Genomic DNA, 20,883 nt, shown 5'->3' with positions numbered 1-20,883 from the left:
AACTAAGGGCGCCCGTAGCGGTCGCCATGCCACGTGAAGCTGTTGACGTACTTGCCCATATCCATGGCCAGTTCGAAGTTGGCCCCAGACGGCTGACCGGTCCCGTAGGCGGGACTGAATTGGTGGTAGGGGCCGACGGCGGCAGCGATCAGCGCGTAGTCATGCTTGACCGCAGCCAGGATCATCACCCGAAGCCGGGTGTGGCTGGCCGGGGATCCGGCCGAGAACATGTCGGCGACGACACCGTAGCCGGGCTGATAACCGACCGACGCGTTGGGGATTTCGTAGTCGACGCCGGCACCCGGGTATCGACTTTCGACGAGTTGCTGGACGATCTGCTTGGCGGTGCGACCGTCTGCGGGCTCGCCGAACAGTGTCAGGGTGCCGGTATCCCCGCCGATATACGTCAGCTCAACGCCTTTCACGCCGGGCGGGTCGAAGGTGACCTCGTAGGCAGCGCTCGCGGCGGGATAGGCAACCGAGAATGCCCCGTCGTCGCCGCTGAACCGTGGGTTGCTTTCGACCGGGACGCCCAGCGGCGGCCTGCCGCAATCCGGTGGGCACACATAGGGTTGCTGCGCGGGCGTGATCCGCGCTGACACCACGACACCGGCGGCGACTGCCACGGCCAGGCCCGCGGCCATAGACCCCAACACACCGGTATAGCTGGGGGCGCGCTCCGATTGCCCGGCGCCGTCGGCTCGGTCGCGGGCCTGGTGACGCAGTGCTGCCGCGATGACGAGGTGCGACACGCCGCCCGCCGCGAACGCGATCAGCAGATGCAGCACGCCGTACCACGCCGATGAGAGCGGCACGACGTCCACCACCCCCATCGCGGTCACCATGATCAGCACCGTCAGCAGGGCGGCCGGACCGATACCCCGGTATCGGCGAGACATGTTGGGGGGCTTGGCAAACCACAATGCGACGCCGATGATCCCGCCGGTCACCAGGCCCACAACGGGCCACGCGATGCCCTCGACCAGCGCCTCGACCACGAGGCTGCCGACCGACCGGTCAGGGGCGGTGACACCCATCGCCAGTTGCGGCACCAGCAGGGTCGCGCTGGCGGCCCCGGTGAACACTGTCGCGCCGAGCGCGCCGATCGTGAAGCCGTCCCGTGCATCGCGAGGGGTGCGGTCCATCAGCCGCACGATCACCGCGGGCACCAGCATCAGAAGTGCCTCGCTGATCGGGACAGCCACCCCGAAGAGCAAGACCTGCGCCAGATTCGTCTGCGCACCCAGCGCCGCGTCGTAGGCGTGAGCGACGATCGGGCCCGCAAACAGCGCCCACCCGACTCCCAAACCCAGTCCCAGAACAGCGGATACGACGACACCGCGTAACCCGACGGTGCGGCGAATGCTGGTTTGGCGCAGATAGACGACGAACAGCACGGGCAGCCCGCACACGGCGGTCGCGATCATCGCGGCCTGCCAGCGCTGCACGGCGAATCCCACCAGCGCCGCCACGAGGACGATCAGGGCAGTGCGAAAGCGACCGCGGGAGCGGTCGGGCAGCTGCGGGAACAGCGATCCCGTGAGCGAGGGACGGGTGATCGACACGCCTACCCGCCGCCAGGTGCAAAGCCTGCGGCCACCGACTGAGCCTTCTGCACATCGAGCAGATTCTGGGCGAGATTGATGGTGATGGGACTTCCGAGGCCGGTCACCAGGTCGTAGCCGGGCCCGGGGTTGTCGACCGCGTTGCCGCCCATCGTGACGTCATGGAAGCCAGGCAGCCTCGATCCCTGGGCGGCCCGGTAGAGAAGCGGGTTGATATCGCCCAGCGGCCGGCCGCCGTGGTCGAGCACATACTGATTCATCAACGCTGTCAGACCGGCCCAGATCGGTGCGGCCTGCGAGGTTCCCCCGCCGATTCGCTTGTTCTGCCCGAAGACGATCTGCACGCCGGTGAACGGATCGGCCACCGCGGCAACGTCGGGAACGAGCCGGTGATCGCTGTCCCGGGCGATGACTATCCCGCGCTGATAGTCGGGCCGGGTGAACAAGCGGGACACCCCTCCGCTGGAGCCCTGTGACATCGGCACGTCGATCCAGGCCCGCTCGTCCATCCATCTTCCCTCGATGTCGGTGTACAGCGTCGTGCCGCCGACCGACGTGATCTCCGGCAGTGAGGCGATGGTGTCCACACCGACATCGTTGGGGCCGGGTGCCGCCGACCAGTCCTTGCCGCCTTTGCATTCCAGCCCCGCGGTGTCACCGCTGGCGTCGAAGACGGTGATACCGCGGCGGTGCGCGTTGGCCAGGGCGGACCGCACGGGCGCAACGTCGGCAGCGTTGACCAGAGCCTCACATCCCCATCCGATGGACAGACTCCAGATCGAGCCGGGGAACCGCCCCGCGGCATCGTCGAACATCGCGCCGATCTTCTCGAAGGTGCCGTCGCCCTCGACGGTGTGACGAGCGTTGACCACCACGAGCCGGGCCTGCGGCGCGATGGCGTGCCCGACCTCGAGGTCCATCGTGGCCTCGCCTTCGGGCGGCTCGAGGGGGCCGCCGATCACCTCGGGGGTGAATCTCGGCAGCCCTGAGGAGTCGGCGAACATGTCGAGGTCACGCTGGTCGAAGCCGTCGAACGAGAAGAACACCAGCGTCTGACCGGCACCCCGGTAGCCGGCCTCGACCAGCGGGGTCGCGCCGTAGGCGGTCAGCAGATGTCGCGGCGTCAAACCGGGACGCGGCACGTCGCGCGGAAACACGGGCCGTGCCATCCGGTGGGGCAGGTAACTCAGGACTCGGCCAACGGCGGTGACCTCGTCGTGCAGTAGCGGCGGTAGCACCGGTTGCCGGGGCGAGGCGTAGAACACCTGACCTTGCCGGCCCCGGTAGTCCTGGACGGGCACTCCGAACGCGTCGGCGATGTCGTCGGCAGCTCCTGTGACGACCGCGAAGTCCTCGCCGGGTTGCCATCGCACCCCGAGTCGATGCGCATCCGCCCAATCGATCAGAGCCGTCGGGCGCACCGACCCACGGAGGGTGACGGTGAGCTGAGCGTCACTCGCGCGCGACGGACCGAGGTTGGTCGAGGCTGCCAGTAATGACGCGAAGGGACCGCTGATGACCGGGGCACCGTGCGCGAGCCACCGGGCCGGCGGTCCCGACGCCGTGACCACCACCAGAAGCACCGCGGCAATCAGGATCGCGGCACGGTAATGCTTCATCGGTACCCATGCTGCGGCACGATCCCCACCGGCGCGACCATTTGCCGGCTGCAACACGGTGGCGGCCCCCGAAAAAAAATCGCCCGGTCGGAGACCGGGCGAGTTTGGATTGGTAGCCCCGATGGGATTCGAACCCACGCTACCGCCGTGAGAGGGCGGCGTCCTAGGCCGCTAGACGACGGGGCCAGAACCAAATCCATGGTGCGCCTTGCGGCGTACCGGTTAGCCAGCATAGCCCAGAGGCCGTTGCCGACATAATTGCTGGGGTACCAGGACTCGAACCTAGAATGAGGGAATCAGAATCCCTAGTGTTGCCAATTACACCATACCCCATTGGCCGCCTATAACCGCTGGTCAGAAGCCTTATCCGCCGTGGTTCCGAGGATTAAGGCCGCCGCACCAAGGTTCGCGGGCCGACGAGCAGAATATCAAAGATTTCAGCCGTCTTTTTCCAGCACCCCCCCATGGTCGCGCGCGCCCCGCAGTCGACGCAGGCTGCGGTCGCTACCCAGCAGCTCCAGCGACTCGAACAGCGGCGGGCTGATCGTGGCACCCGTCGCGGCCACCCGGATCGGTCCGAACGCCTTGCGCGGCTTGAGCTCGAGCCCCTCGAGCAGTGTGACCTTGAGCGCATCCTCGATGGCCGGCGTTGTCCACTCGGCCACCGCCTCAAGAGCCGTGATTGCCGCGTCGAGCACCGGCACGGAATCCGGGCCGAGTTCCTTGGCCGCGGCCTTCGGATCCAGTTCGTAGGCATCGTCGTTGAGGAACTTCAGCAGCTCCCACCCGTCGGAGAGCACCACGATGCGCGTCTGAATCAGCTGTGCGGCGACGGCGAATCTCGCGTCGTCGAGCCCGGTGTCGTGGCCGTGGGCGTCGAAATAGGCCTTAAGGCGCGCGGCGAAGTCCGCCTCGCCGAGCCGGCGGATGTGCTCGGCATTGATGGCGTCGGCTTTCTTCTGGTCGAACCGCGCCGGGTTGGAGTTGACGTCGACGACGTCGAAGGCGGCGACCATTTCCTCGAGGCTGAAGATGTCGTGGTCGCCGGCGATCCCCCAGCCCAGCAGCGCCAGGTAGTTGAGCAGACCCTCGGGCAGGAATCCGCGGTCGCGGTGCAGGAACAGGTTGGACTCCGGGTCGCGCTTGGACAGCTTCTTGGTGCCCTCACCCAAAACCGGTGGCAGGTGGGCGAATTCGGGCACGCGGTCCGTCACGCCGATGCGAGTCAGCGCCTGGTACAGCGCAATCTGGCGCGGTGTCGACGACAGCAAATCTTCCCCGCGCAGCACGTGGGTGATCTTCATCAACGCATCGTCGACCGGATTGACCAAGGTGTACAACGGTTCGCCGGTCGCACGGGTCAGCGCGAAATCGGGAACCGTTCCAGCGGCGAATGTCGTTGTGCCCCTGACCAGGTCGTGCCAGGTGATGTCCTCGTCGGGCATCCGCAGCCGAAGCACGGCGTTACGCCCCTCGGCGACGTAAGCGTCGCGCTGCTCGTCGGTCAGGTCGCGGTCGTAATTGTCATAGCCCAGTTTGGGATTGCGCCCAGCAGCCAGGTGTCGCGCCTCCACCTCTTCAGGTGTGGAGTACGCAAAATAAGCCTCTCCCGACTCGACCAACCGGTCGAGCACATCGCGATAGAGAGCTGTGCGCTGGGACTGCCGGTAGGGCTCATAGGGACCGCCGACTTCGGGCCCCTCGTCCCAGTCCAGTCCCAGCCATCGCAATGCATCCAGCAGTGCGGCATAGCTTTCCTCGGAGTCGCGCTGGGCGTCGGTGTCCTCGATGCGGAACACGAACGTGCCGCCGGTGTGGCGGGCGTACGCCCAGTTGAACAACGCGGTGCGGACCATGCCGACATGCGGAATGCCGGTCGGTGACGGGCAGAATCGCACGCGCACTGGATCATTGGCGGCCGCGGTCATCAGTTGCCCTTCCGGATCACGGGATTGGTCAGCGTGCCGATGCCCTCGATGCTGACGCTGACGGTATCGCCGTGCTCGATCGGCCCGACACCCTCCGGCGTCCCGGTGAGGATGAGATCGCCGGGCAGCAGGGTCATCACGGAGGAGATCCACTCGATGATGGCGCCGATGTCGTGGATCATCAGCGAGGTCCGGCTGAGCTGACGCACCTGGCCGTTGACCTCGGTGCGGATTTCCAGATCGGACGGGTCGAGGTCGGTGACGATCCATGGACCGACCGGGCAGAACGTGTCATGGCCCTTGGCCCGGATCCACTGGCCGTCGGCCTTCTGCTGGTCGCGGGCGGACACATCGTTGGCGATCGTATAGCCCAGGATGTTCTCGGCGGCGCGCGCGGCGGGGACGTCCTTACATGGACGGCCGATGACGGCGGCTAGCTCACCCTCGTGGTGGACCGGGGAGGCATTGGCGGGCAACTGGATTGGCACACCGGGTCCGATGATCGCGGTGTTCGGCTTGAGGAAGATGACCGGATCCTCCGGGGCCTCGCCACCCATCTCCTCGATGTGGGCCAGGTAGTTCTTGCCCATGCAGACCACCTTGCTGGCCAGGATCGGGGCCAGCAGGCGCACGTCAGCCAGCGGCCAGGTCCGGCCGGTGAACGTCGGCGCACCGAAAGGGTGCTCGGCTATCTCACGAACAATTTCACTCCCCGTGTCCCCTTCGATACTGACGAAGGCGACCCCATCGGGGCTGGCGATTCGACCCAGGCGCATTCCTCACAGCCTAGTGGGGCGACGATGCGGGGACGAAAGACCCCGATCCGCGTTGGGTGAGAAGCCACGCAGGGCTCTTCTCGCATTTCTTCTGCGCCATCGCTCACTCGCGGCATCTCCTACATTATGAGATGACAGTTCAGCATTGTGAGATCGCCGTGGAATTATGGCGGCATGGACGTCGACACAATCAGCACCGTGCGGCGCTGGATGATGCTCGCGGTCGCGTTGTTTGCGACGTTGTCTGCCAACGTCTTCATCAACGGCGCCGCCTTTCTGATCCCCACCCTGCACACCACGATGGGCCTCGACCTGGCCAAGGCCGGCCTGGTGTCGGCGATGCCGAGCTTCGGCATGGTGGCAACCCTGTTCCTCTGGGGTTATGTGGTGGACCGCGTCGGCGAGCGCTTCGTGTTGTCCGTCGGCTCCGCGTTGACCGCCGCGGCGGCCCTGGCGGCGGCTTCGTCGCACTCGCTGCTGCTGGTTGGCGTCTTCCTGTTCCTTGGCGGTATGGCGGCGGCCAGCAGCAATTCGGCCAGCGGACGGCTGGTGGTCGGGTGGTTTCCGCCACAGCAGCGGGGGCTGGTGATGGGTATCCGCCAGACCGCACAGCCACTGGGCGTGGCTGTCGGCGCGTTGGTCATTCCCCGGCTGGCCCAGGCGCACGGCGTCGGACTGGCACTGTTGTTCCCCGCCATCGTGTGCGCAGTGGCAGCGCTGGTGTGCGCTGTCGCCGTGGCGGATCCGCCACGTCCGCCACGGGCCGAGGCACCCGCCGAGCATCTGGCCAACCCGTACCGGGGATCCTCCGTGCTGTGGCGGATCCACGCGGTGTCGGTGCTGTTGGTCGTGCCGCAGTGCGTGGCGTGGACGTTCACCCTCGTCTGGTTGATCGCAGAGCGCGGCTGGTCGGCGCAATCCGCCGGCGTGCTGGTGATGGCCGCCCAAATCCTCGGCGCACTGGGCCGGATCGCCGCCGGACGCTGGTCGGATGCGGTGGGTTCACGGCTGCGGCCCATCCGGGTGATCGCGGCCGCCGCTGCGGTGTCCATGCTGGCGCTGGCGCTGACCGATGCGCAGCACTGGACGCTGAGCATCGCGGTGGTGGTCGTGGCGTCGGTGATCACCGTCGTCGACAACGGCTTGGCGTTCACCGCGATCGCCGAGATCGCCGGGCCGTTCTGGAGCGGGCGGGCACTGGGCGCGCAGAACACCAGCCAGTTGCTGGCCGCCGGGCTCACCCCACCGTTGTTCGGCGCACTGATCGGTGTGGTGGGCTACCCGATCGCATTCGCGGTGTGCGCGCTGTTCCCGGTCGCGGCGCTACCGCTGGTGCCTGACGACCAGCCCGTCAACCACTAGAGCGCGGCGCGGATCCGCTCGCCGACCTCGCGGGTCGAGTACGTCGCGTCGCCGCGGGTGGCCAGATGATCACCAACGGCCTTGTCGACGCGGGCAGCCGCGGCATCCTCGCCAATGTGGCGCAACAGCAAGGCCACCGACATCACTGCCGCGGTCGGGTCGGCGATACCCTGGCCCGCGATGTCGGGCGCGCTGCCGTGGACGGGTTCGAACATCGACGGATTGGTCCGGGTGGCATCGATATTGCCGCTGGCGGCCAGTCCGATCCCGCCGCAGACCGCCGCGGCCAGGTCGGTGATGATGTCGCCGAACAGGTTGTCGGTGACGATGACGTCGAACCGGCCCGGGTCGGTGACCAGGTGGATCGTGGCGGCGTCGATGTGCTGATAGGCGACCTCGACGTCGGGGTACTCGGCGCCAACCTCGGCGACCACCCGCGACCACAAGCTGCCCGCGAAGGTCAGCACGTTGGTCTTGTGCACCAGAGTCAGGTGCTTGCGCCGGGCCTGCGCACGGGCGAACGCGTCACGCACCACCCGCTCGACGCCGAACGCGGTGTTGACGCTGACCTCGGTGGCCACCTCGTGCGGTGTGCCGACGCGCAGGGCCCCCCCGTTACCGGTGTAGGGGCCTTCAGTGCCCTCACGCACCACGACGAAGTCGATATTCGTCACGCCGGACAGCGGGCTGCTGACACCGGGGTACAGCCGTCCCGGCCGCAGGTTGACGTGATGGTCCAGTGCGAAGCGGAGTTTGAGCAGCAGGCCACGCTCCAGCACGCCGCTGGGCACTGACGGATCGCCGATCGCCCCGAGCAGGATGGCGTCGTAGCCCTTCAACTCCTCGATGGTCTCGGCGGTGAGCAACTCACCGGTCGCGTGGTACCGGCGCGCACCGAGGTCGTAGTCGGTCTTGTCCACATCGGGCAGCACCACATCGAGCACCTGCAGCGCTTCGTCGATGACTTCCGGGCCGATGCCGTCGCCCGCGATTACCGCCAGTTTCACGAAAGATCCACCACTTCCAGAGTCGTCGCGCCAACCGCGTCACCGATGGCCGACCGGATGTCGTCGGCAACCTCGCGATCCAACCGCAGCATCAGCGTCGCGGCCCGGCCACTGGTGTCCTGGCTCAGCTGAGCCGCCAGGATGTTCACGTCGGCGTTGCCGAGCAGGGTGCCGATCTTGCCCAGCGCTCCGGGCTGGTCGGAGTAATGCAGAACGAGGTTCACGCCTTCGGCCCGCAGATCGAAGTTGCGGCCGTTGATCTGGACGACCTTCTCGACCTGCTGGGGCCCGGACAGGGTCCCGGACACGTTGGTCGTCGCGCCGTCGGGTCCTACCACCCGCACGTCGACGAGGCTGCGGTGGTTGGGGCTCTCGGTGGCGGTGCTGAGCTCGCTCTGCAGACCTCGTTCGGCGGCCAGATTCGGCGCGTTGACGAACGTCACCTGCTGATCGGTCACCGTCGAGAAGAAGCCGCGCAGCGCCGAGAGTTTCAGCACCTCAACATCTTCGGACGCGAGCTCCCCGGAGACCCGTACCGACAGGCTCGACGCCGCCCCGGTGGACAGCACACCGGCGAGCAGACCCAGCTTGCGGGCCAGGTCCAGCCACGGCGCCACCTCTTCACTGACCGCACCGGCGCCGACGTTGACCGCGTCGGGCACGAACTCGCCGGCCAGCGCGAGCTTCACGCTCGCGGCCACATCGGTGCCGGCCCGGTCCTGAGCCTCCGCAGTGGAGGCACCGAGGTGCGGGGTGACGACCACCTGCGGCAGCTCGAACAGCGGACTGTCGGTGCAGGGTTCGGTGCTGAACACGTCGAGACCGGCGCCACGCACGTGGCCGCTGGTGATCGCGTCGGCCAGGGCCTGCTCGTCGATCAGGCCGCCGCGGGCCGCGTTGACGATGATCACGCCGGGCTTGGTCTTGGCCAGTGCTTCCTTGCCGAGCAGGCCGGCGGTCTCCGGGGTCTTGGGCAGGTGCACCGAGATGAAGTCGGCACGGGCCAGCAGATCGTCGAGCGCGAGCAGCTCGATGCCCAGCTGCGCGGCGCGGGCCGCCGACACGTACGGGTCGTAGGCAATGACGTGGGTGCCGAACGCGGCCAGCCGCTGGGCGACGAGCTGCCCGATGCGGCCCAGCCCCACCACGCCGACGGTCTTGCCGAAGATCTCGGTGCCCGAGAACGATGAGCGCTTCCAGGTGTGCTCGCGCAGCGTGGCGTCGGCGGCGGGGATCTGCCGCGCGGCCGACAGCATCAGCGCCAACGCATGCTCGGCGGCGCTGTGGATGTTCGACGTGGGCGCGTTGACGACCAGCACGCCGGCCTTGGTGGCGGCGTCGACGTCGACGTTGTCCAGGCCGACGCCGGCGCGGGCGACGATCTTCAGCTTGGGCGCGGCGGCAATGACCTCGGCGTCCACGGTCGTGGCCGAGCGCACCAGCAGCGCGTCGGCGTCGGCGACCGCGGCCAGCAGTTTCGGCCGGTCCGGACCGTCGACCCAACGGACTTCGACCTGGTCGCCCAGGGCCGCGACGGTCGACTCGGCAAGCTTGTCTGCGATAAGTACAACGGGCAGATTCACGCCGGTCAGCCTAGTGGTTGTTGCCCGGTGGACGATCAGCGGCCGTGGTGCGGTCTACTTACTGGGTGGACGTGACCGTCGTCGGCAGTGGTCCCAACGGGTTGGCGGCCGCCGTCATCTGCGCGCGAGCTGGCCTGAAGGTGCGCGTCATCGAGGGCCAGCCGACGTTCGGTGGCGGTGCCCGCACCGCGACAGATCCGGATTACCCCGAGATTCGACACGATGTCTGCTCGGCGGTCCACCCGCTGGCGTTGGCGTCGCCGTTCTTCGCCGAGTTCGACCTCGCCGCACGCGGGGTGCGGTTGGCGGTCCCGGAGATCTCCTACGCCAACCCGCTGCCGAACCGGCCGGCCGCGATCGCCTACCACTCGCTGGAGCGCACCTGCGCCGAGCTTGACGAGGGGCGCTCCTGGCGCCGGCTGTTCGGCCCGCTGGTCGATCATGCCGACGGCGTGCTCGGGTTCTTCCTTGGCGACAAGCGCTCACTGCCGCCGGATCTGCCCACCACGGTGCGTGCTGGCCTTCGGGTGCTCGCCCAGGGCAGCCCGGCATGGAGTGTGTTGCGCGGTGACGATGCCAGAGCGTTGTTCACCGGAGTTGGCTCACATGCGATTTCGACGATGCCGTCGCCGGTCAACAGCGGCGCCGGAGTCATGCTCGGCACGGTGGCGCACACCGCCGGCTGGCCGGTTCCGGTCGGCGGCAGCCAGACCATCGTCGACGCGATGCTCGCCGATCTGCAGGCCCACGGTGGCGAACTGGTCGTCGGCGAACCGGTGACCTCCCCTCCCCCCGGCGTGGTGATCTATGACACCGCCCCAACGGCGTTGCTCGACATCTACGGCTCGGCGATGCCGGATGGCTACGCAAAATCGTTGCGGCGCTACCGGTATGGCCCGGGTGTGTGCAAGGTGGACTTCGTGCTTTCCGGCGATATTCCGTGGCGTGACCAGCGGATCGCCAGCTCGCCCACCGTGCACATGGGCGGCACCAGAGCCCAGATGGCGTACTCGGAGAAAGAGATCGCCGCCGGCCGGCATGCCGATTGGCCGATGACGTTGGCCGCGCTTCCGCACGTGTCCGATCCCTCGCGCATCGACTCCGCGGGACGGCGACCGCTGTGGACCTATGCCCACGTCCCGGCCCACTCGACCGAGGACCTGACTGAGACGATCATCGGCCTGTTCGAGAAGGCCGCGCCTGGGTTCCGGGATCTGGTGCTGGCGTCGCGGTGCGTGACCGCGGCCCAGATGGCCACCCACAACGCCAACTACGTCGGCGGGGACATCATCGTCGGCGGCGCCACGCTGTTCGCCGCGATGGTCGGGCCGACCCTGCGGTGGAACCCATGGACCACGCCGATCCCCAAGGCATACCTGAGCTCCTCGGCGACCCCGCCAGGAACCGCCGTGCACGGGATGTGCGGCTATTACGCCGCGCGCACAGTGCTCGAGCGCGAATTCGGGCTGCCGCTGCCGTCATTGGCCCCGTAGCCTTCCGCGCCCTAGTTCTAGGAAACCTGCTCGAATAGCAGCGCGAGCTGACCCGGGGAGATGGCCACTCCGCACTGGTTGCGCAGATCCCGCAGCGGGCCCGCGATGTTCTGCAAGTCGATCAGCTCACCGGGATGCCCGATGAAATATGACCGCACCGAGGCCCTCGCGTCCTCGGCTGACTGACTGGCGGCGGCGGTCAGCACATCGTCGGCGCCGGGATGGTTGGCCAGGTATCCGCCGGCGGCGGCCAGCACGCCACTGGACGTGGTGGCCAGCCCGCTGGCGCTGCAGGGCGCGGCCGAAGCAGTCGGCATCGATACGAAGGCCGCGGCTCCCAGAGCACCGACGCCCAGCGCACCCACCATCAGCGCACCGAGTGCGCTACCTCTGGACGTTGTCATTGCCGAACTCCTTCGCCGTTGCAGTGAATGTCGTGAACCGTTGCACACGGTGGAGTACCCCGTCTTGCGGCGAGCTCAGGCCCCTGAACGCGATTTCGGCGCGCTAAGCGTCGCTGAGCGACGATTAGCGCGCCGAAATGACTTGCTAAGCGGTCTCGGTGATCGGCCGGTCGACCCAGCTCATCAGGTCGCGCAGCTTCTTGCCGGTGATCTCGATCGGGTGCTCGGCGTTCTCCTTGCGCAGCTTCTCCAGGCGCTTGTTGCCGCCCTCGACGTTGGCGACGAGTTCCTTGACGAAGCTGCCATCCTGGATGTCCTTGAGGATGGCGCGCATGCGCTCCTTGGTGTCGGCATCGATGACACGCGGACCCGACAGGTAGCCACCGAACTCCGCGGTGTCGGACACCGAGTAGTTCATCCGGGCGATGCCGCCCTCGTACATCAGGTCGACGATCAGCTTGAGCTCATGCAGCACCTCGAAGTAGGCCAGCTCGGGGGCATAGCCCGCCTCGACCATGACGTCGAAGCCCGCCTTGACGAGTTCCTCGGTGCCACCACACAACACGGCCTGCTCACCGAACAGGTCGGTCTCGGTCTCATCCTTGAAGGTGGTCTTGATGACGCCGGCCCGCGCACCGCCGATGCCCTTGGCATAGGACAGCGCCAGCGCCTGGCCTTCACCGGTCGGATCCTGCTCGACGGCGATCAGGCAGGGCACACCCTTGCCGTCAACGAACTGGCGGCGCACCAGGTGGCCGGGACCCTTCGGGGCCACCATGCCGATGGTGACATTGGCCGGCGGCTTGATCAGGCCGAAGTGAATGTTGAGCCCGTGGCCGAAGAACAGCGCGTTGCCGGCCTCGAGGTTGGGTTCGATGTCGTTGCGGAAGATCTCGGCCTGCGCGGTGTCGGGCGCCAGCAGCATGATGACGTCGGCCCACTTGGCGACCTCGGCCGGAGTGTCGACCTCGAGGCCCTGCTCGGTGACCTTCTCGCGCGACTTGGACCCCTCTTTGAGGCCGACCTTCACCTGCACGCCGGAGTCGCGCAGGCTCAGCGAATGGGCATGGCCCTGACTGCCGTACCCGATCACCCCGACCTTGCGACCTTGAATGATCGACAGGTCGGCATCATCGTCGTAGAACATCTCGATGGAATTTGAAGCCACGGTGGCCTTTACCTTTCTGTGGTTACTAGTGGGTCTTTACTTGCTGTTCGTCATCCCGCGCGGTCCGCGCGACAGTGCCACCACGCCAGACTGCACGATCTCCCGGATGCCGTAGGGCTCGAGCACCCGCAGCAGCGCCTCGAGCTTCTCCGGGGTCCCGGTGGCCTCGACGGTCAGCGACTCGGTGGACACGTCGATCACCTTGGCCCGGAACAGGTTCACCGCTTCGATCACCTGGCTGCGGGTGCCGGCGTCGGCACGAACCTTGATCAGCGCCAGCTCCCGCGCCACGAAGTTGTCGCCGTCCTGCTCGACGATCTTGATCACGTTGATCAGCTTGTTGAGCTGCTTGGTGATCTGTTCGAGCGGCGTCTCTTCGGCGGTGACCACGATCGTCATCCGCGACATGTTCTTCTGCTCGGTGGCGCCGACAGCCAGCGACTCGATGTTGAAGCCGCGCCGGGAGAACAGGGCCGCGACGCGCGCCAGCACGCCGGGCTTGTCTTCGACGAGCACCGAAAGGGTGTGGGTGACAGTGTTGCCGGCCATCAGGCGCGACCTTCATCGTTGTCGTCGAACAGCGGGCGGATATTGCGGGCCGCCATGATCTCGTCATTACCGCAACCCGCGGCCACCATCGGCCACACCTGGGCATCGGCGCCGACGATGAAGTCGATCACCACCGGCCGATCGTTGATCGCCCGGGCCTGGTTGATCACGTCGATCACGTCTTCTTCACGCTCACAACGCAATCCGACGCATCCGTAGGCCTCGGCCAGCTTGACGAAGTCCGGGATTCGACGGCTGTGGGTGGCCAGATCCGTTTGGCTGTACCGCTCTTCGTAGAACAGCGTCTGCCACTGGCGCACCATGCCCAAGTTGCCGTTGTTGATCAACGCGACCTTGATCGGCACCCCTTCGACCGCGCAGGTGGCCAGCTCCTGATTGGTCATCTGGAAGCAGCCGTCTCCGTCGATCGCCCACACCTCGGCGTCCGGCCGGGCCATCTTGGCGCCCATGGCCGCCGGGACGGCGAAGCCCATGGTGCCCAGACCGCCGGAATTCAGCCAGGTGCGCGGCTTTTCGTAGGAGACGAATTGTGCGGCCCACATCTGGTGCTGTCCCACGCCGGCGACGTAGATGGCGTCCGGCCCGGCGATCTTGCCCAGCTGGGAGATGACGTACTCCGGGCTGAGGCTGCCGTCGTGCTGCGGGTCGTAGCTCAACGGGTAGGTGGCCCGGATGCCCGAGAGGTATTCCCACCAGCTGTCCTGGTTCGCCCGCGGCGTACCCGTCCGGCTTCCCGGGTCCTGCCCTCCGACCGTCTTGCGCAGGGACTCCGTCAGTTCCGTGATCGCCAGCTTGACGTCACCCACGATCGGCACGTCGGCGTTGCGGTTCTTGCCGATCTCGGCCGGGTCGATGTCGACGTGGATCACCTTGGCCTCAGGGGCAAACGACTCCAGCTTGCCAGTCACCCGGTCGTCGAACCGCGCACCCAGTGCGATGAGCAGGTCGCTCTTTTGCAGCGCAGCCACGGCGGCGACGGTGCCATGCATGCCCGGCATACCCAGGTTCTGCGGGTGGCTGTCGGGGAAGGCGCCGCGCGCCATCAGCGTGGTGACCACCGGAATCCCGGTCAGCTCGGCCAGATCCAGCAACTCGTCGGTGGCATCACCGCGGATCACGCCGCCACCGACGTAGAGCACCGGCTTGCGCGCCGCGGCGATCAGCCTGGCGGCCTCCCGGATCTGACGGCTGTGCGGCTTGGTGTTGGGTTTATAGCCGGGCAGGTCGATCTGCGGCGGCCACGCGAAGGTGCACTGTCCCTGCAGGATGTCCTTGGGGATGTCAACGAGGACAGCCCCGGGACGCCCGGTGGATGCGATGTGGAACGCCTCGGCGATCACCCGAGCGATGTCGTCGCCGTTACGCACCAGGAAATTGTGCTTGGTGATCGGCATCGTGATGCCGGAAATGTCGGCTTCCTGGAAGGCATCGGTGCCGATCAGAGCGCGACCGACCTGCCCGGTGATGGCGACCACCGGGATGGAGTCCATCTGCGCGTCGGCCAGCGGGGTCACCAGGTTGGTGGCGCCGGGGCCCGAAGTGGCCATCATCACGCCGACCTTGCCGGTGGCGTGGGCATAGCCGCTAGCCGCGTGCCCGGCGCCCTGCTCGTGGCGGACCAGGACGTGACGCAGTTTCTGCGAATCGAACAGCGGGTCGTAGACCGGCAGCACCGCCCCACCCGGGATCCCGAAAATGGTGTCGACGCCGAGTTCCTCCAGCGAGCGGACTACTGCCTGGGCGCCCGTGAGCTGCTGCGGGGCGACGCGCTTGGCTGCGGTCGGGCCGCTCTTGGCGGCGGTGCGTGCTGCGCCTGGGGCGTCGGCGTGCGCCGTTGGCTCGGGCGGTCGCGTGGTGGGTGCGCTCACAATGTCGTCCTTTTCGGTCCTGTTCATTTCTTCGGGCAAGAAAAAACCCCCGTCAGCTTCGGCGGCTGTACGAGGGTTGCGCGCTGGTGCGTGTGGCTATGCCCGGGTCGGGGCAAGCGCGGCACCAACGCGCTGGCCAATTACTACGAGCATTCCGCCGTTCATAACCTGCGACCGTAGCCTCCGTACAGGTCAAGCGTCAAATCCCGGTCCGCCTCGCTGGTGGTGGAATGATTCAGCCATGTCCTCGCGTCGCACACCTGATGCATCCACCGCCAAGCCCGTCGTGATCCGCATGTCGCCGATGGCGCATTTCGCCTCGGGGTTCCTGGCTCTGTGCCTGTTGGTGATGATCACCATGTTCCCCACCTGGGGCGCGGTGTTCATGGTGCTCCCCGTCGTGGCCTCGTACGCGATCGTGCGGTTCCGCACGGTGGCCGACCTGGAGACGCTGACCGCGCGCACCCTGTTGAGCAGCCGCACGGTGAGCTGGGACGAGGTCGACGGCCTGCGTTTCGACCGCAGTTCGTGGGCGCGGGCACGACTGCGCGACGATTCGGAAGTGCTGCTGCCCGCCGTCACGTTCGCGACGCTGCCGCTGCTGTCCGCGGCCAGCGGCGGACGGGTGCCCAATCCTTACGAGTAACCGGGCCCTACGAATGGGCGGCTATGCCAGCGGGTTGTTCCCGTGCAGGAAGAACCACGCCGCGATGCCGCCGCCGATACCGAGTAGCAGCGCGATGAACGAGCCGATGAACGGACGACGGGCCCAGCCTCGTCCGCCGTCGAATCCGTAGCGGCCCGGGCCGACCAGAATGACCGCGGAGGCCGCCGCGATCAGCACCAGCAGGTATTCGATACCGTCGGGGCCGAAGACCGCGAGATAGCCGTCCTGGCGCTGGGCCGAGACGATCGTCAGCAGACTGTTCACCAGGTAGGCCACTCCACCGGCGGCGGCCAGTGGTGTGAACAGGCCGAGTATCAGCAGGACACCGACCAGGATCTGGGCGCCGGCACCGACATAGGTCAGCACGCCGGCATGCTGGTATCCGGCCTCGGCCAGCGCGGTCTTGAAACCGTCAAGGCCCTGGCCGCCCCACCAGCCGAACGCCTTCTGCAGTCCGTGACCGATGAATATCGCACCGAAGACGACCCGCAATAGCAGCAGACCCAGATCCTGGGTGCCCCTGCGACCCGCGGCCTTCGCGCGTTCCTCGGCGTCGATGGGCTCGATCTCCATCGGAGTGGCCTGCGACGGAGTCGGATCGATATGCGGCTGTACGTACGGCAACGGTTCAGGATCGTGCAGCAAGCCGTATCCCGTCGACGGCGCCGAGCCCGGCAGTCCCGAGCCGTAGTGGGGAATCGTCGTGGTCTCGAAATCGCCACCGTAGGTGGCCGAGGGCAGATCGTCTTCGGGGTCGACTAGCTGGGCCGACGCCGGCCGAGCCGAGGAGTCGTCGGGTCGCTGCCAATGCGGATCGGGGCCTTGACTCGTCACGAAAGTCAGAGTAGGTGCAGATCGCCGCAAATCGGGGATTTGAGCGGCGCTTCTACCGGGCAATATTGCCTGGATTTTGCGCCGAGCATGGACCGTCGTGGCGAACATCGGCGCGCTATCCGTAACCTGGCGGGCATGCAGGTACGCCGGTCGGTCCGTGGGGTGCTGGCCGTGTTTTGTGCAACGACGGTCGTGGCAGGGTCCTCCGCAGGTTGCGCGAAGTTCAACAACGACATCTCGCAGCCGTACACCACCGCCCCCCAGCTGGCGCCGGGACCGAGCTCGACCCCGCCACCGCCGCCGCCGTTGCCGCCCAAGCCGTTCCCCAAGGCCTGCCCCGCGCCCGGCGTCATGCAGGGCTGCCTGGAGAGCACCAGCGGACTGATCATGGGTCCCGACAGCAAGACCGCCCTGGTGGCCGAACGGACGACCGGCGCCGTGAAGGACGTGTCCGTCAGCGCCGAGCCGAAGATCCACACCGTGATCCCGGTCGACCCGAGCGGCGACGGCGGGCTGATGGACATCGTGCTGTCCCCCACCTACTCACAGGACCGCCTGATGTACGCCTACATCAGCACGCCCACCGACAACCAGGTGATCCGGGTGGCCGACGGCGACATCCCCAAGCCCATCCTGACCGGTATCCCCAAGGGCGTCACCGGTAATTCCGGCTCGCTGATCTTCACCAGCCCGACAACGCTGGTCGTCCAGACCGGTGACGCCGGCAATCCTGCGCTGGCGGCAGATCCGAAGTCGTTGGCGGGCAAGGTGATCCGCCTTGAGCAGCCCACCACCGTGCACCCGGCGCCGCCGACCACCGCACTATCGGGGATGGGCCCCGCGGGTGGCATGTGCATCGACCCCACCGACAAGTCGCTCTACATCACCGACCGCAGCGCCGCCGGTGATCGCCTACAACGCATCTCACCCGACGCGAAGACCACCACCGTGTGGACATGGCCGGACAAGCCCGGGGTAGCGGGATGCGCTGCGCTGGACGGCACGGTGCTGGTGAACCTGGTCAATGCCAAGCAAACCGTGGCGGTTCGACTCGCGCAGGGAACCGGCGCGGTGACCGGCGAGCCTGAGGTGGTGCGCCAGGACACCCACGGCCACGCCTGGGCGCTGCAAGTGGCACCGGACGGAAACATCTGGGGCGCAACGGTCAACCGCACCGCCGGCGACGCCGAGAAGCTGGACGACGTGGTCTTCCCGCTCTTCCCCCAGGGCGGCGGCTTCCCGCGCAGTAACGCCGACAACACCTGACGTTTACCAAACGGCTCTTCCATTAGCCATCGCTGACGACCGACATTCGCAGGTGAAGGGCCCCTTGGCCATCCAGGCTTCTGATAGCGTCTGCCAAATATCGGGTCAGCCGGGTACCAGGGTTCAGCGGTTGGAGGAGTCGTGGGGCGTTCGGGTATGACGCCGAAACCGCGCACCGGCCATGCCTACGACGACGGCAGCAGGCGAACCGAGATTCTGCAGACGGCCGCGGCGGCCATTGCCACCTCAGGTCTGCGCACCTCCCTGCAGGAAATCGCCGACGCGGCAGGCATTCTCCCCGGCAGCCTCTACCATCACTTCGACTCGAAGGAAGCGATCCTCGTCGAGCTGCTGCGGCGCTACCACGAGGATCTCGATCGCATTGCCAATGAGGCGCAGACCAGGCTGAACGACCCCGAGTTCCATCCCGCCTTCGATCAGATCGCCGAGTTGTCCACGGCGATCGCGCATTGCGCGATCACCCATCGTGCCGCCTTGCAGATGTCGTTCTATGAAGGCCTAAGCTCCAATCACGAACTGACCGCCCTGGCCGCGCGCCGTCCGACCGCATTGATCCAGTCGATGTTGGAGACGCTGCGGGCGGCGCGGTGGAGCGGATACCTGCGAACCGATGTCGACCTGGCTGTGCTGGCCGACCGGATCGTGCAGACAATGCTGCAAATCGGGCTCGACGTTATGCGCGGCAACGCCGGGCCGGACAAGTCGGCAGTCCTGCTGTGCCAGATCCTTCTCGAAGGCCTCGCCACCGTCCCTCCCAGCGACGAACAGTTGGATCGATCGGCGGCTTTCCTGGCCGCCGACGCGGTTGTCCGGTCGTGGACCGACGACGCGGACGCTGAGCTTGATGACAAGGCCGCCCACGTACGGGCGGTCGCCAGAACAGAATTCGGCAAGAAGGGCTACGAGGTCACGACCGTTCGTGACATCGCATCGGCGGCGGGAATGGGCACCGGCACCGTCTACCGTTTGATCGGATCGAAAGATCAACTGCTGGCCTCGATCATGCAGTCCTTCGGTGAGAAGGTCGCCATGGGATGGTCTGAAGTGCTGCGGGCGGACTCCACGATCATCGAGAAACTGGACGCATTGGGCTGGATCAACACCAATGCTTTGGATCGTTTCGCCGACGAATTCCGGATTCAGCTGGCCTGGATGCGCCAGTCTCCCCCGAACACGCCCAACCCCGGCTGGTTGTTCACCAAACGAATTCGACAGATGAAAAGCCTTCTCGCCGAAGGGATCAAGTCCGGAGAGATCAGCGTCGACAGCCCGTCGAACGATCTGCTGGCGCGTTCGGTGATCGGCGTCGGCTGGATCCCCGAGAACATCCTGCATGAGCTGGGCACCCGCGCGTCACTGTTGTGCGTGCGCGACACCACGCTTCGCGGCGTCGTCGTGACGTGACGCTCACCCGAGCCATCGCTGCGCACCGCGGTCACCGAGCACGCAAGACCGTACTGAAGATATTGCCGCACAACCGATTCAGAGTCTGATCACCGGATCGACTCCACCGCGTATCGGTTTCATAAAAGAATCGACGCGATCTTGTTTTGACCGCGCAAACCGATACCGTCTTGTTCGGCATATCAAGATCGTCACGGACGGGGAAGCGTGTCATCGAACATCCACCGCCCGGCGGCCGTGTCGGTCGGCAGCGCTGCCATGATCTTGCTGAGCTGCATCTCCAGTCCGCTCGCCGGTGCCGAACCGAGCCCGGGTGTGCCCTGCGGCAGCATCATCGAGCAATTCGCGTCGTCGCCGACGGCGGTGCCGGACATGATGGGAAGCGCGGCCTCCGCCGTCGGCGCAGCACTGCCCGACACTGCTGCGCCGGTTCCTGTCGCGGCTCCCGCGGCGGCGGTACCGGTGACCGCCGCCCCGATCACCGACAGCGCCCTGGCGCCGGCTGCAGTCCCTGTCGTCCCGGTGGCGGCGCTGCCGGTACCGGTCGCGCCCGCTCCGGTGGTGGTGCCCGCCGTACCTGCCGCCCCGGTCCCCGCCGCCGCGCCCGTTGCGGCTCCCGCCGCACCCGTTGCGGCTCCCGCCGCCGCCCCGGTCCCCCCTATTGCTCCTGTCGAGGCGGCCGCGCCGGCACCCGTCGTACCCGTCGCCGATGTTGTTCCGGTGGCCGATATCTCGCCCACCCCGTCCATCTCAGAAGCAGCGCAGGCCGTGGAAGCCGCCGCGACACCTGCTGTGCCGCCGGCAGCGCCGGCGGCCGCCGTGCCTGAGGCCCCCGCGATGCCGGCCGGAGAGCTCTTCTCCTTGACTCCGGAGGCCAGCGCAGCGCCGGCACCGGCCGCCGAACCGGTGGCCGCCGCACCAATCCCGGATGCCGGCGCCGTGCCATTGGCCGCCCCGATCACCGATGCCGCGATCACCCCAGCGGCCCCTGTTCCGGCGGCCGCCGTACCCGTTGTGGTGCCGCCGGTTCCGGTCCCGCTCGGCGCCCCGGTCCCCGTGGTTGCCGCTCCCGCCGCGCCAGTGCCCGCCCCTTCGATACCGGCCGCGCTCACCACCATTCCCGATACCGCGGCTTTGGCTCCGCCGTTCCCCGTGCAGGCTCTTGTCGACGCGTTACCCGGCGGACCGCTGCTGCCCGACCAGATTCCGCTACCGCACGATCTGATCTGCGAAGGCACCGCGTGGTCGGCCACGGCGACGACCAACGAGTCCCACCCGGCCGAGCACGGCGCACGCCCGCCGTTCTGGGCCGACTCGCCGTAGCCGTATATACCCGCGGCGGTGGGCA

At 67.2% G+C, this 20,883-nt stretch carries 18 protein-coding genes and 2 tRNA genes; 6 read left to right on the top strand and 14 right to left on the bottom strand.

Going from position 1 to position 20,883, the window contains the following annotated elements; translation table 11 throughout:
- Window positions 1-2: 2 nt before the first annotated feature.
- From G6N38_RS21260 to G6N38_RS21235, 6 genes are all read right to left on the bottom strand, one after another.
- Complete coding sequence (locus tag G6N38_RS21260) at window positions 3-1,565, bottom strand: zinc ribbon domain-containing protein (RefSeq protein ID WP_163749993.1); 1,563 nt, start codon at window positions 1,563-1,565, stop codon at window positions 3-5.
- Window positions 1,566-1,567: 2 nt separating this feature from the next.
- Window positions 1,568-3,184 (bottom strand): S53 family peptidase, encoded by a 1,617-nt coding sequence (locus tag G6N38_RS21255; protein ID WP_163749992.1) that lies wholly within the window; start codon window positions 3,182-3,184, stop codon window positions 1,568-1,570.
- Window positions 3,185-3,294: 110 nt separating this feature from the next.
- Window positions 3,295-3,370 (bottom strand) — tRNA-Glu (locus tag G6N38_RS21250).
- A gap of 75 nt (window positions 3,371-3,445) precedes the next feature.
- A tRNA-Gln gene (locus tag G6N38_RS21245) sits at window positions 3,446-3,517 on the bottom strand.
- Window positions 3,518-3,621: 104 nt separating this feature from the next.
- The gene (gltX, locus tag G6N38_RS21240) at window positions 3,622-5,112 is read right to left on the bottom strand and encodes a glutamate--tRNA ligase (protein ID WP_163749991.1); all 1,491 of its coding nucleotides are present in this window, start codon (window positions 5,110-5,112) and stop codon (window positions 3,622-3,624) included.
- Window positions 5,112-5,888 (bottom strand): fumarylacetoacetate hydrolase family protein, encoded by a 777-nt coding sequence (locus tag G6N38_RS21235; protein WP_163749990.1) that lies wholly within the window; start codon window positions 5,886-5,888, stop codon window positions 5,112-5,114. The genes gltX and G6N38_RS21235 overlap by 1 nt, the downstream gene beginning before the upstream one ends.
- Window positions 5,889-6,062: 174 nt before the next feature.
- On the opposite strand from G6N38_RS21235, the gene G6N38_RS21230 reads away from it, so the two are divergent.
- Window positions 6,063-7,250, top strand: coding sequence for an MFS transporter (locus G6N38_RS21230; RefSeq protein WP_163749989.1), 1,188 nt, complete (start codon window positions 6,063-6,065; stop codon window positions 7,248-7,250).
- Here G6N38_RS21230 and G6N38_RS21225 read toward each other — a convergent pair.
- Together G6N38_RS21225 and serA are read right to left on the bottom strand one after the other, a co-directional pair.
- Window positions 7,247-8,257 (bottom strand): 3-isopropylmalate dehydrogenase, encoded by a 1,011-nt coding sequence (locus tag G6N38_RS21225; RefSeq protein ID WP_163749988.1) that lies wholly within the window; start codon window positions 8,255-8,257, stop codon window positions 7,247-7,249. The two genes, G6N38_RS21230 and G6N38_RS21225, sit on opposite strands and share 4 nt — an antisense overlap.
- Window positions 8,254-9,840 carry a phosphoglycerate dehydrogenase gene (gene serA / locus G6N38_RS21220; RefSeq protein WP_163749987.1) on the bottom strand — a complete coding sequence of 529 codons (1,587 nt, stop codon included), beginning with the start codon at window positions 9,838-9,840 and terminating at the stop codon, window positions 8,254-8,256. Before serA ends, G6N38_RS21225 begins: the two co-directional genes overlap by 4 nt.
- 65 nt (window positions 9,841-9,905) lie before the next feature.
- On the opposite strand from serA, the gene G6N38_RS21215 reads away from it, so the two are divergent.
- The gene (locus tag G6N38_RS21215) at window positions 9,906-11,333 is read left to right on the top strand and encodes a phytoene desaturase family protein (RefSeq protein ID WP_163749986.1); all 1,428 of its coding nucleotides are present in this window, start codon (window positions 9,906-9,908) and stop codon (window positions 11,331-11,333) included.
- Window positions 11,334-11,350: 17 nt separating this feature from the next.
- On the opposite strand, the gene G6N38_RS21210 is transcribed toward G6N38_RS21215, so the two are convergent.
- The 4 genes from G6N38_RS21210 to G6N38_RS21195 form a co-directional block, all read right to left on the bottom strand.
- Window positions 11,351-11,737, bottom strand: a complete 387-nt coding sequence (locus G6N38_RS21210; protein WP_163749985.1) for a heme-binding protein — start codon at window positions 11,735-11,737, stop codon at window positions 11,351-11,353.
- Between the two features lie 145 nt (window positions 11,738-11,882).
- Window positions 11,883-12,884 carry a ketol-acid reductoisomerase gene (ilvC, locus tag G6N38_RS21205; protein WP_163752217.1) on the bottom strand — a complete coding sequence of 334 codons (1,002 nt, stop codon included), beginning with the start codon at window positions 12,882-12,884 and terminating at the stop codon, window positions 11,883-11,885.
- Window positions 12,885-12,941: 57 nt separating this feature from the next.
- Entirely contained in the window at window positions 12,942-13,454 is a 513-nt protein-coding gene (gene ilvN, locus G6N38_RS21200) for an acetolactate synthase small subunit (RefSeq protein WP_163749984.1), read from the bottom strand.
- The gene (locus tag G6N38_RS21195) at window positions 13,454-15,343 is read right to left on the bottom strand and encodes an acetolactate synthase large subunit (protein WP_163749983.1); all 1,890 of its coding nucleotides are present in this window, start codon (window positions 15,341-15,343) and stop codon (window positions 13,454-13,456) included. The genes ilvN and G6N38_RS21195 overlap by 1 nt, the downstream gene beginning before the upstream one ends.
- Window positions 15,344-15,584: 241 nt before the next feature.
- Here G6N38_RS21195 and G6N38_RS21190 point away from each other — a divergent pair, with 241 nt between their 5' ends.
- The gene (locus G6N38_RS21190) at window positions 15,585-15,989 is read left to right on the top strand and encodes a PH domain-containing protein (RefSeq protein WP_170314175.1); all 405 of its coding nucleotides are present in this window, start codon (window positions 15,585-15,587) and stop codon (window positions 15,987-15,989) included.
- Window positions 15,990-16,010: 21 nt separating this feature from the next.
- On the opposite strand, the gene G6N38_RS21185 is transcribed toward G6N38_RS21190, so the two are convergent.
- Window positions 16,011-16,844: a DoxX family protein gene (locus G6N38_RS21185; protein WP_163749982.1), complete on the bottom strand. Its 834-nt coding sequence runs from the start codon at window positions 16,842-16,844 to the stop codon at window positions 16,011-16,013.
- A gap of 135 nt (window positions 16,845-16,979) precedes the next feature.
- Between G6N38_RS21185 and G6N38_RS21180 the strand changes: the two genes are divergently transcribed.
- Window positions 16,980-18,110 (top strand): PQQ-dependent sugar dehydrogenase, encoded by a 1,131-nt coding sequence (locus G6N38_RS21180; protein WP_179968427.1) that lies wholly within the window; start codon window positions 16,980-16,982, stop codon window positions 18,108-18,110.
- 156 nt (window positions 18,111-18,266) lie between these two features.
- Window positions 18,267-19,535 (top strand): TetR/AcrR family transcriptional regulator, encoded by a 1,269-nt coding sequence (locus tag G6N38_RS21175; protein ID WP_163749980.1) that lies wholly within the window; start codon window positions 18,267-18,269, stop codon window positions 19,533-19,535.
- A gap of 191 nt (window positions 19,536-19,726) precedes the next feature.
- Here the strand turns inward: G6N38_RS21175 and G6N38_RS30400 are convergent, their stop codons facing one another.
- Window positions 19,727-19,909 (bottom strand): hypothetical protein, encoded by a 183-nt coding sequence (locus tag G6N38_RS30400; protein WP_179968426.1) that lies wholly within the window; start codon window positions 19,907-19,909, stop codon window positions 19,727-19,729.
- Here G6N38_RS30400 and G6N38_RS21170 point away from each other — a divergent pair.
- Window positions 19,908-20,858: a hypothetical protein gene (locus G6N38_RS21170; protein ID WP_179968425.1), complete on the top strand. Its 951-nt coding sequence runs from the start codon at window positions 19,908-19,910 to the stop codon at window positions 20,856-20,858. The two genes, G6N38_RS30400 and G6N38_RS21170, sit on opposite strands and share 2 nt — an antisense overlap.
- The last annotated feature ends 25 nt before the right edge of the window (window positions 20,859-20,883 follow it).

Origin of the sequence: Mycolicibacterium helvum (genome assembly GCF_010731895.1) — a bacterium.
Lineage (GTDB): Bacteria > Actinomycetota > Actinomycetes > Mycobacteriales > Mycobacteriaceae > Mycobacterium > Mycobacterium helvum.
The sequence above is the reverse complement of the archived record's forward strand: the minus strand, read 5'-3'. Positions and strand labels throughout refer to the sequence as shown.

Bases quoted from the DNA above. Each gene is read 5' to 3' on its own strand.
- G6N38_RS21255 (WP_163749992.1), bottom strand. From the start codon at position 3,184: ATGAAGCATTACCGTGCCGCGATCCTGATTGCCGCGGTGCTTCTGGTG.
- gltX (WP_163749991.1), bottom strand. From the start codon at position 5,112: ATGACCGCGGCCGCCAATGATCCAGTGCGCGTGCGATTCTGCCCGTCA.
- G6N38_RS21235 (WP_163749990.1), bottom strand. From the start codon at position 5,888: ATGCGCCTGGGTCGAATCGCCAGCCCCGATGGGGTCGCCTTCGTCAGT.
- G6N38_RS21230 (WP_163749989.1), top strand. From the start codon at position 6,063: ATGGACGTCGACACAATCAGCACCGTGCGGCGCTGGATGATGCTCGCG.
- G6N38_RS21210 (WP_163749985.1), bottom strand. From the start codon at position 11,737: ATGACAACGTCCAGAGGTAGCGCACTCGGTGCGCTGATGGTGGGTGCG.
- ilvC (WP_163752217.1), bottom strand. From the start codon at position 12,884: ATGTTCTACGACGATGATGCCGACCTGTCGATCATTCAAGGTCGCAAG.
- ilvN (WP_163749984.1), bottom strand. From the start codon at position 13,454: ATGGCCGGCAACACTGTCACCCACACCCTTTCGGTGCTCGTCGAAGAC.
- G6N38_RS21190 (WP_170314175.1), top strand. From the start codon at position 15,585: ATGTCCTCGCGTCGCACACCTGATGCATCCACCGCCAAGCCCGTCGTG.
- G6N38_RS21180 (WP_179968427.1), top strand. From the start codon at position 16,980: ATGCAGGTACGCCGGTCGGTCCGTGGGGTGCTGGCCGTGTTTTGTGCA.
- G6N38_RS21175 (WP_163749980.1), top strand. From the start codon at position 18,267: ATGACGCCGAAACCGCGCACCGGCCATGCCTACGACGACGGCAGCAGG.
- G6N38_RS21170 (WP_179968425.1), top strand. From the start codon at position 19,908: ATGATGGGAAGCGCGGCCTCCGCCGTCGGCGCAGCACTGCCCGACACT.
- G6N38_RS30400 (WP_179968426.1), bottom strand. From the start codon at position 19,909: ATGTCCGGCACCGCCGTCGGCGACGACGCGAATTGCTCGATGATGCTG.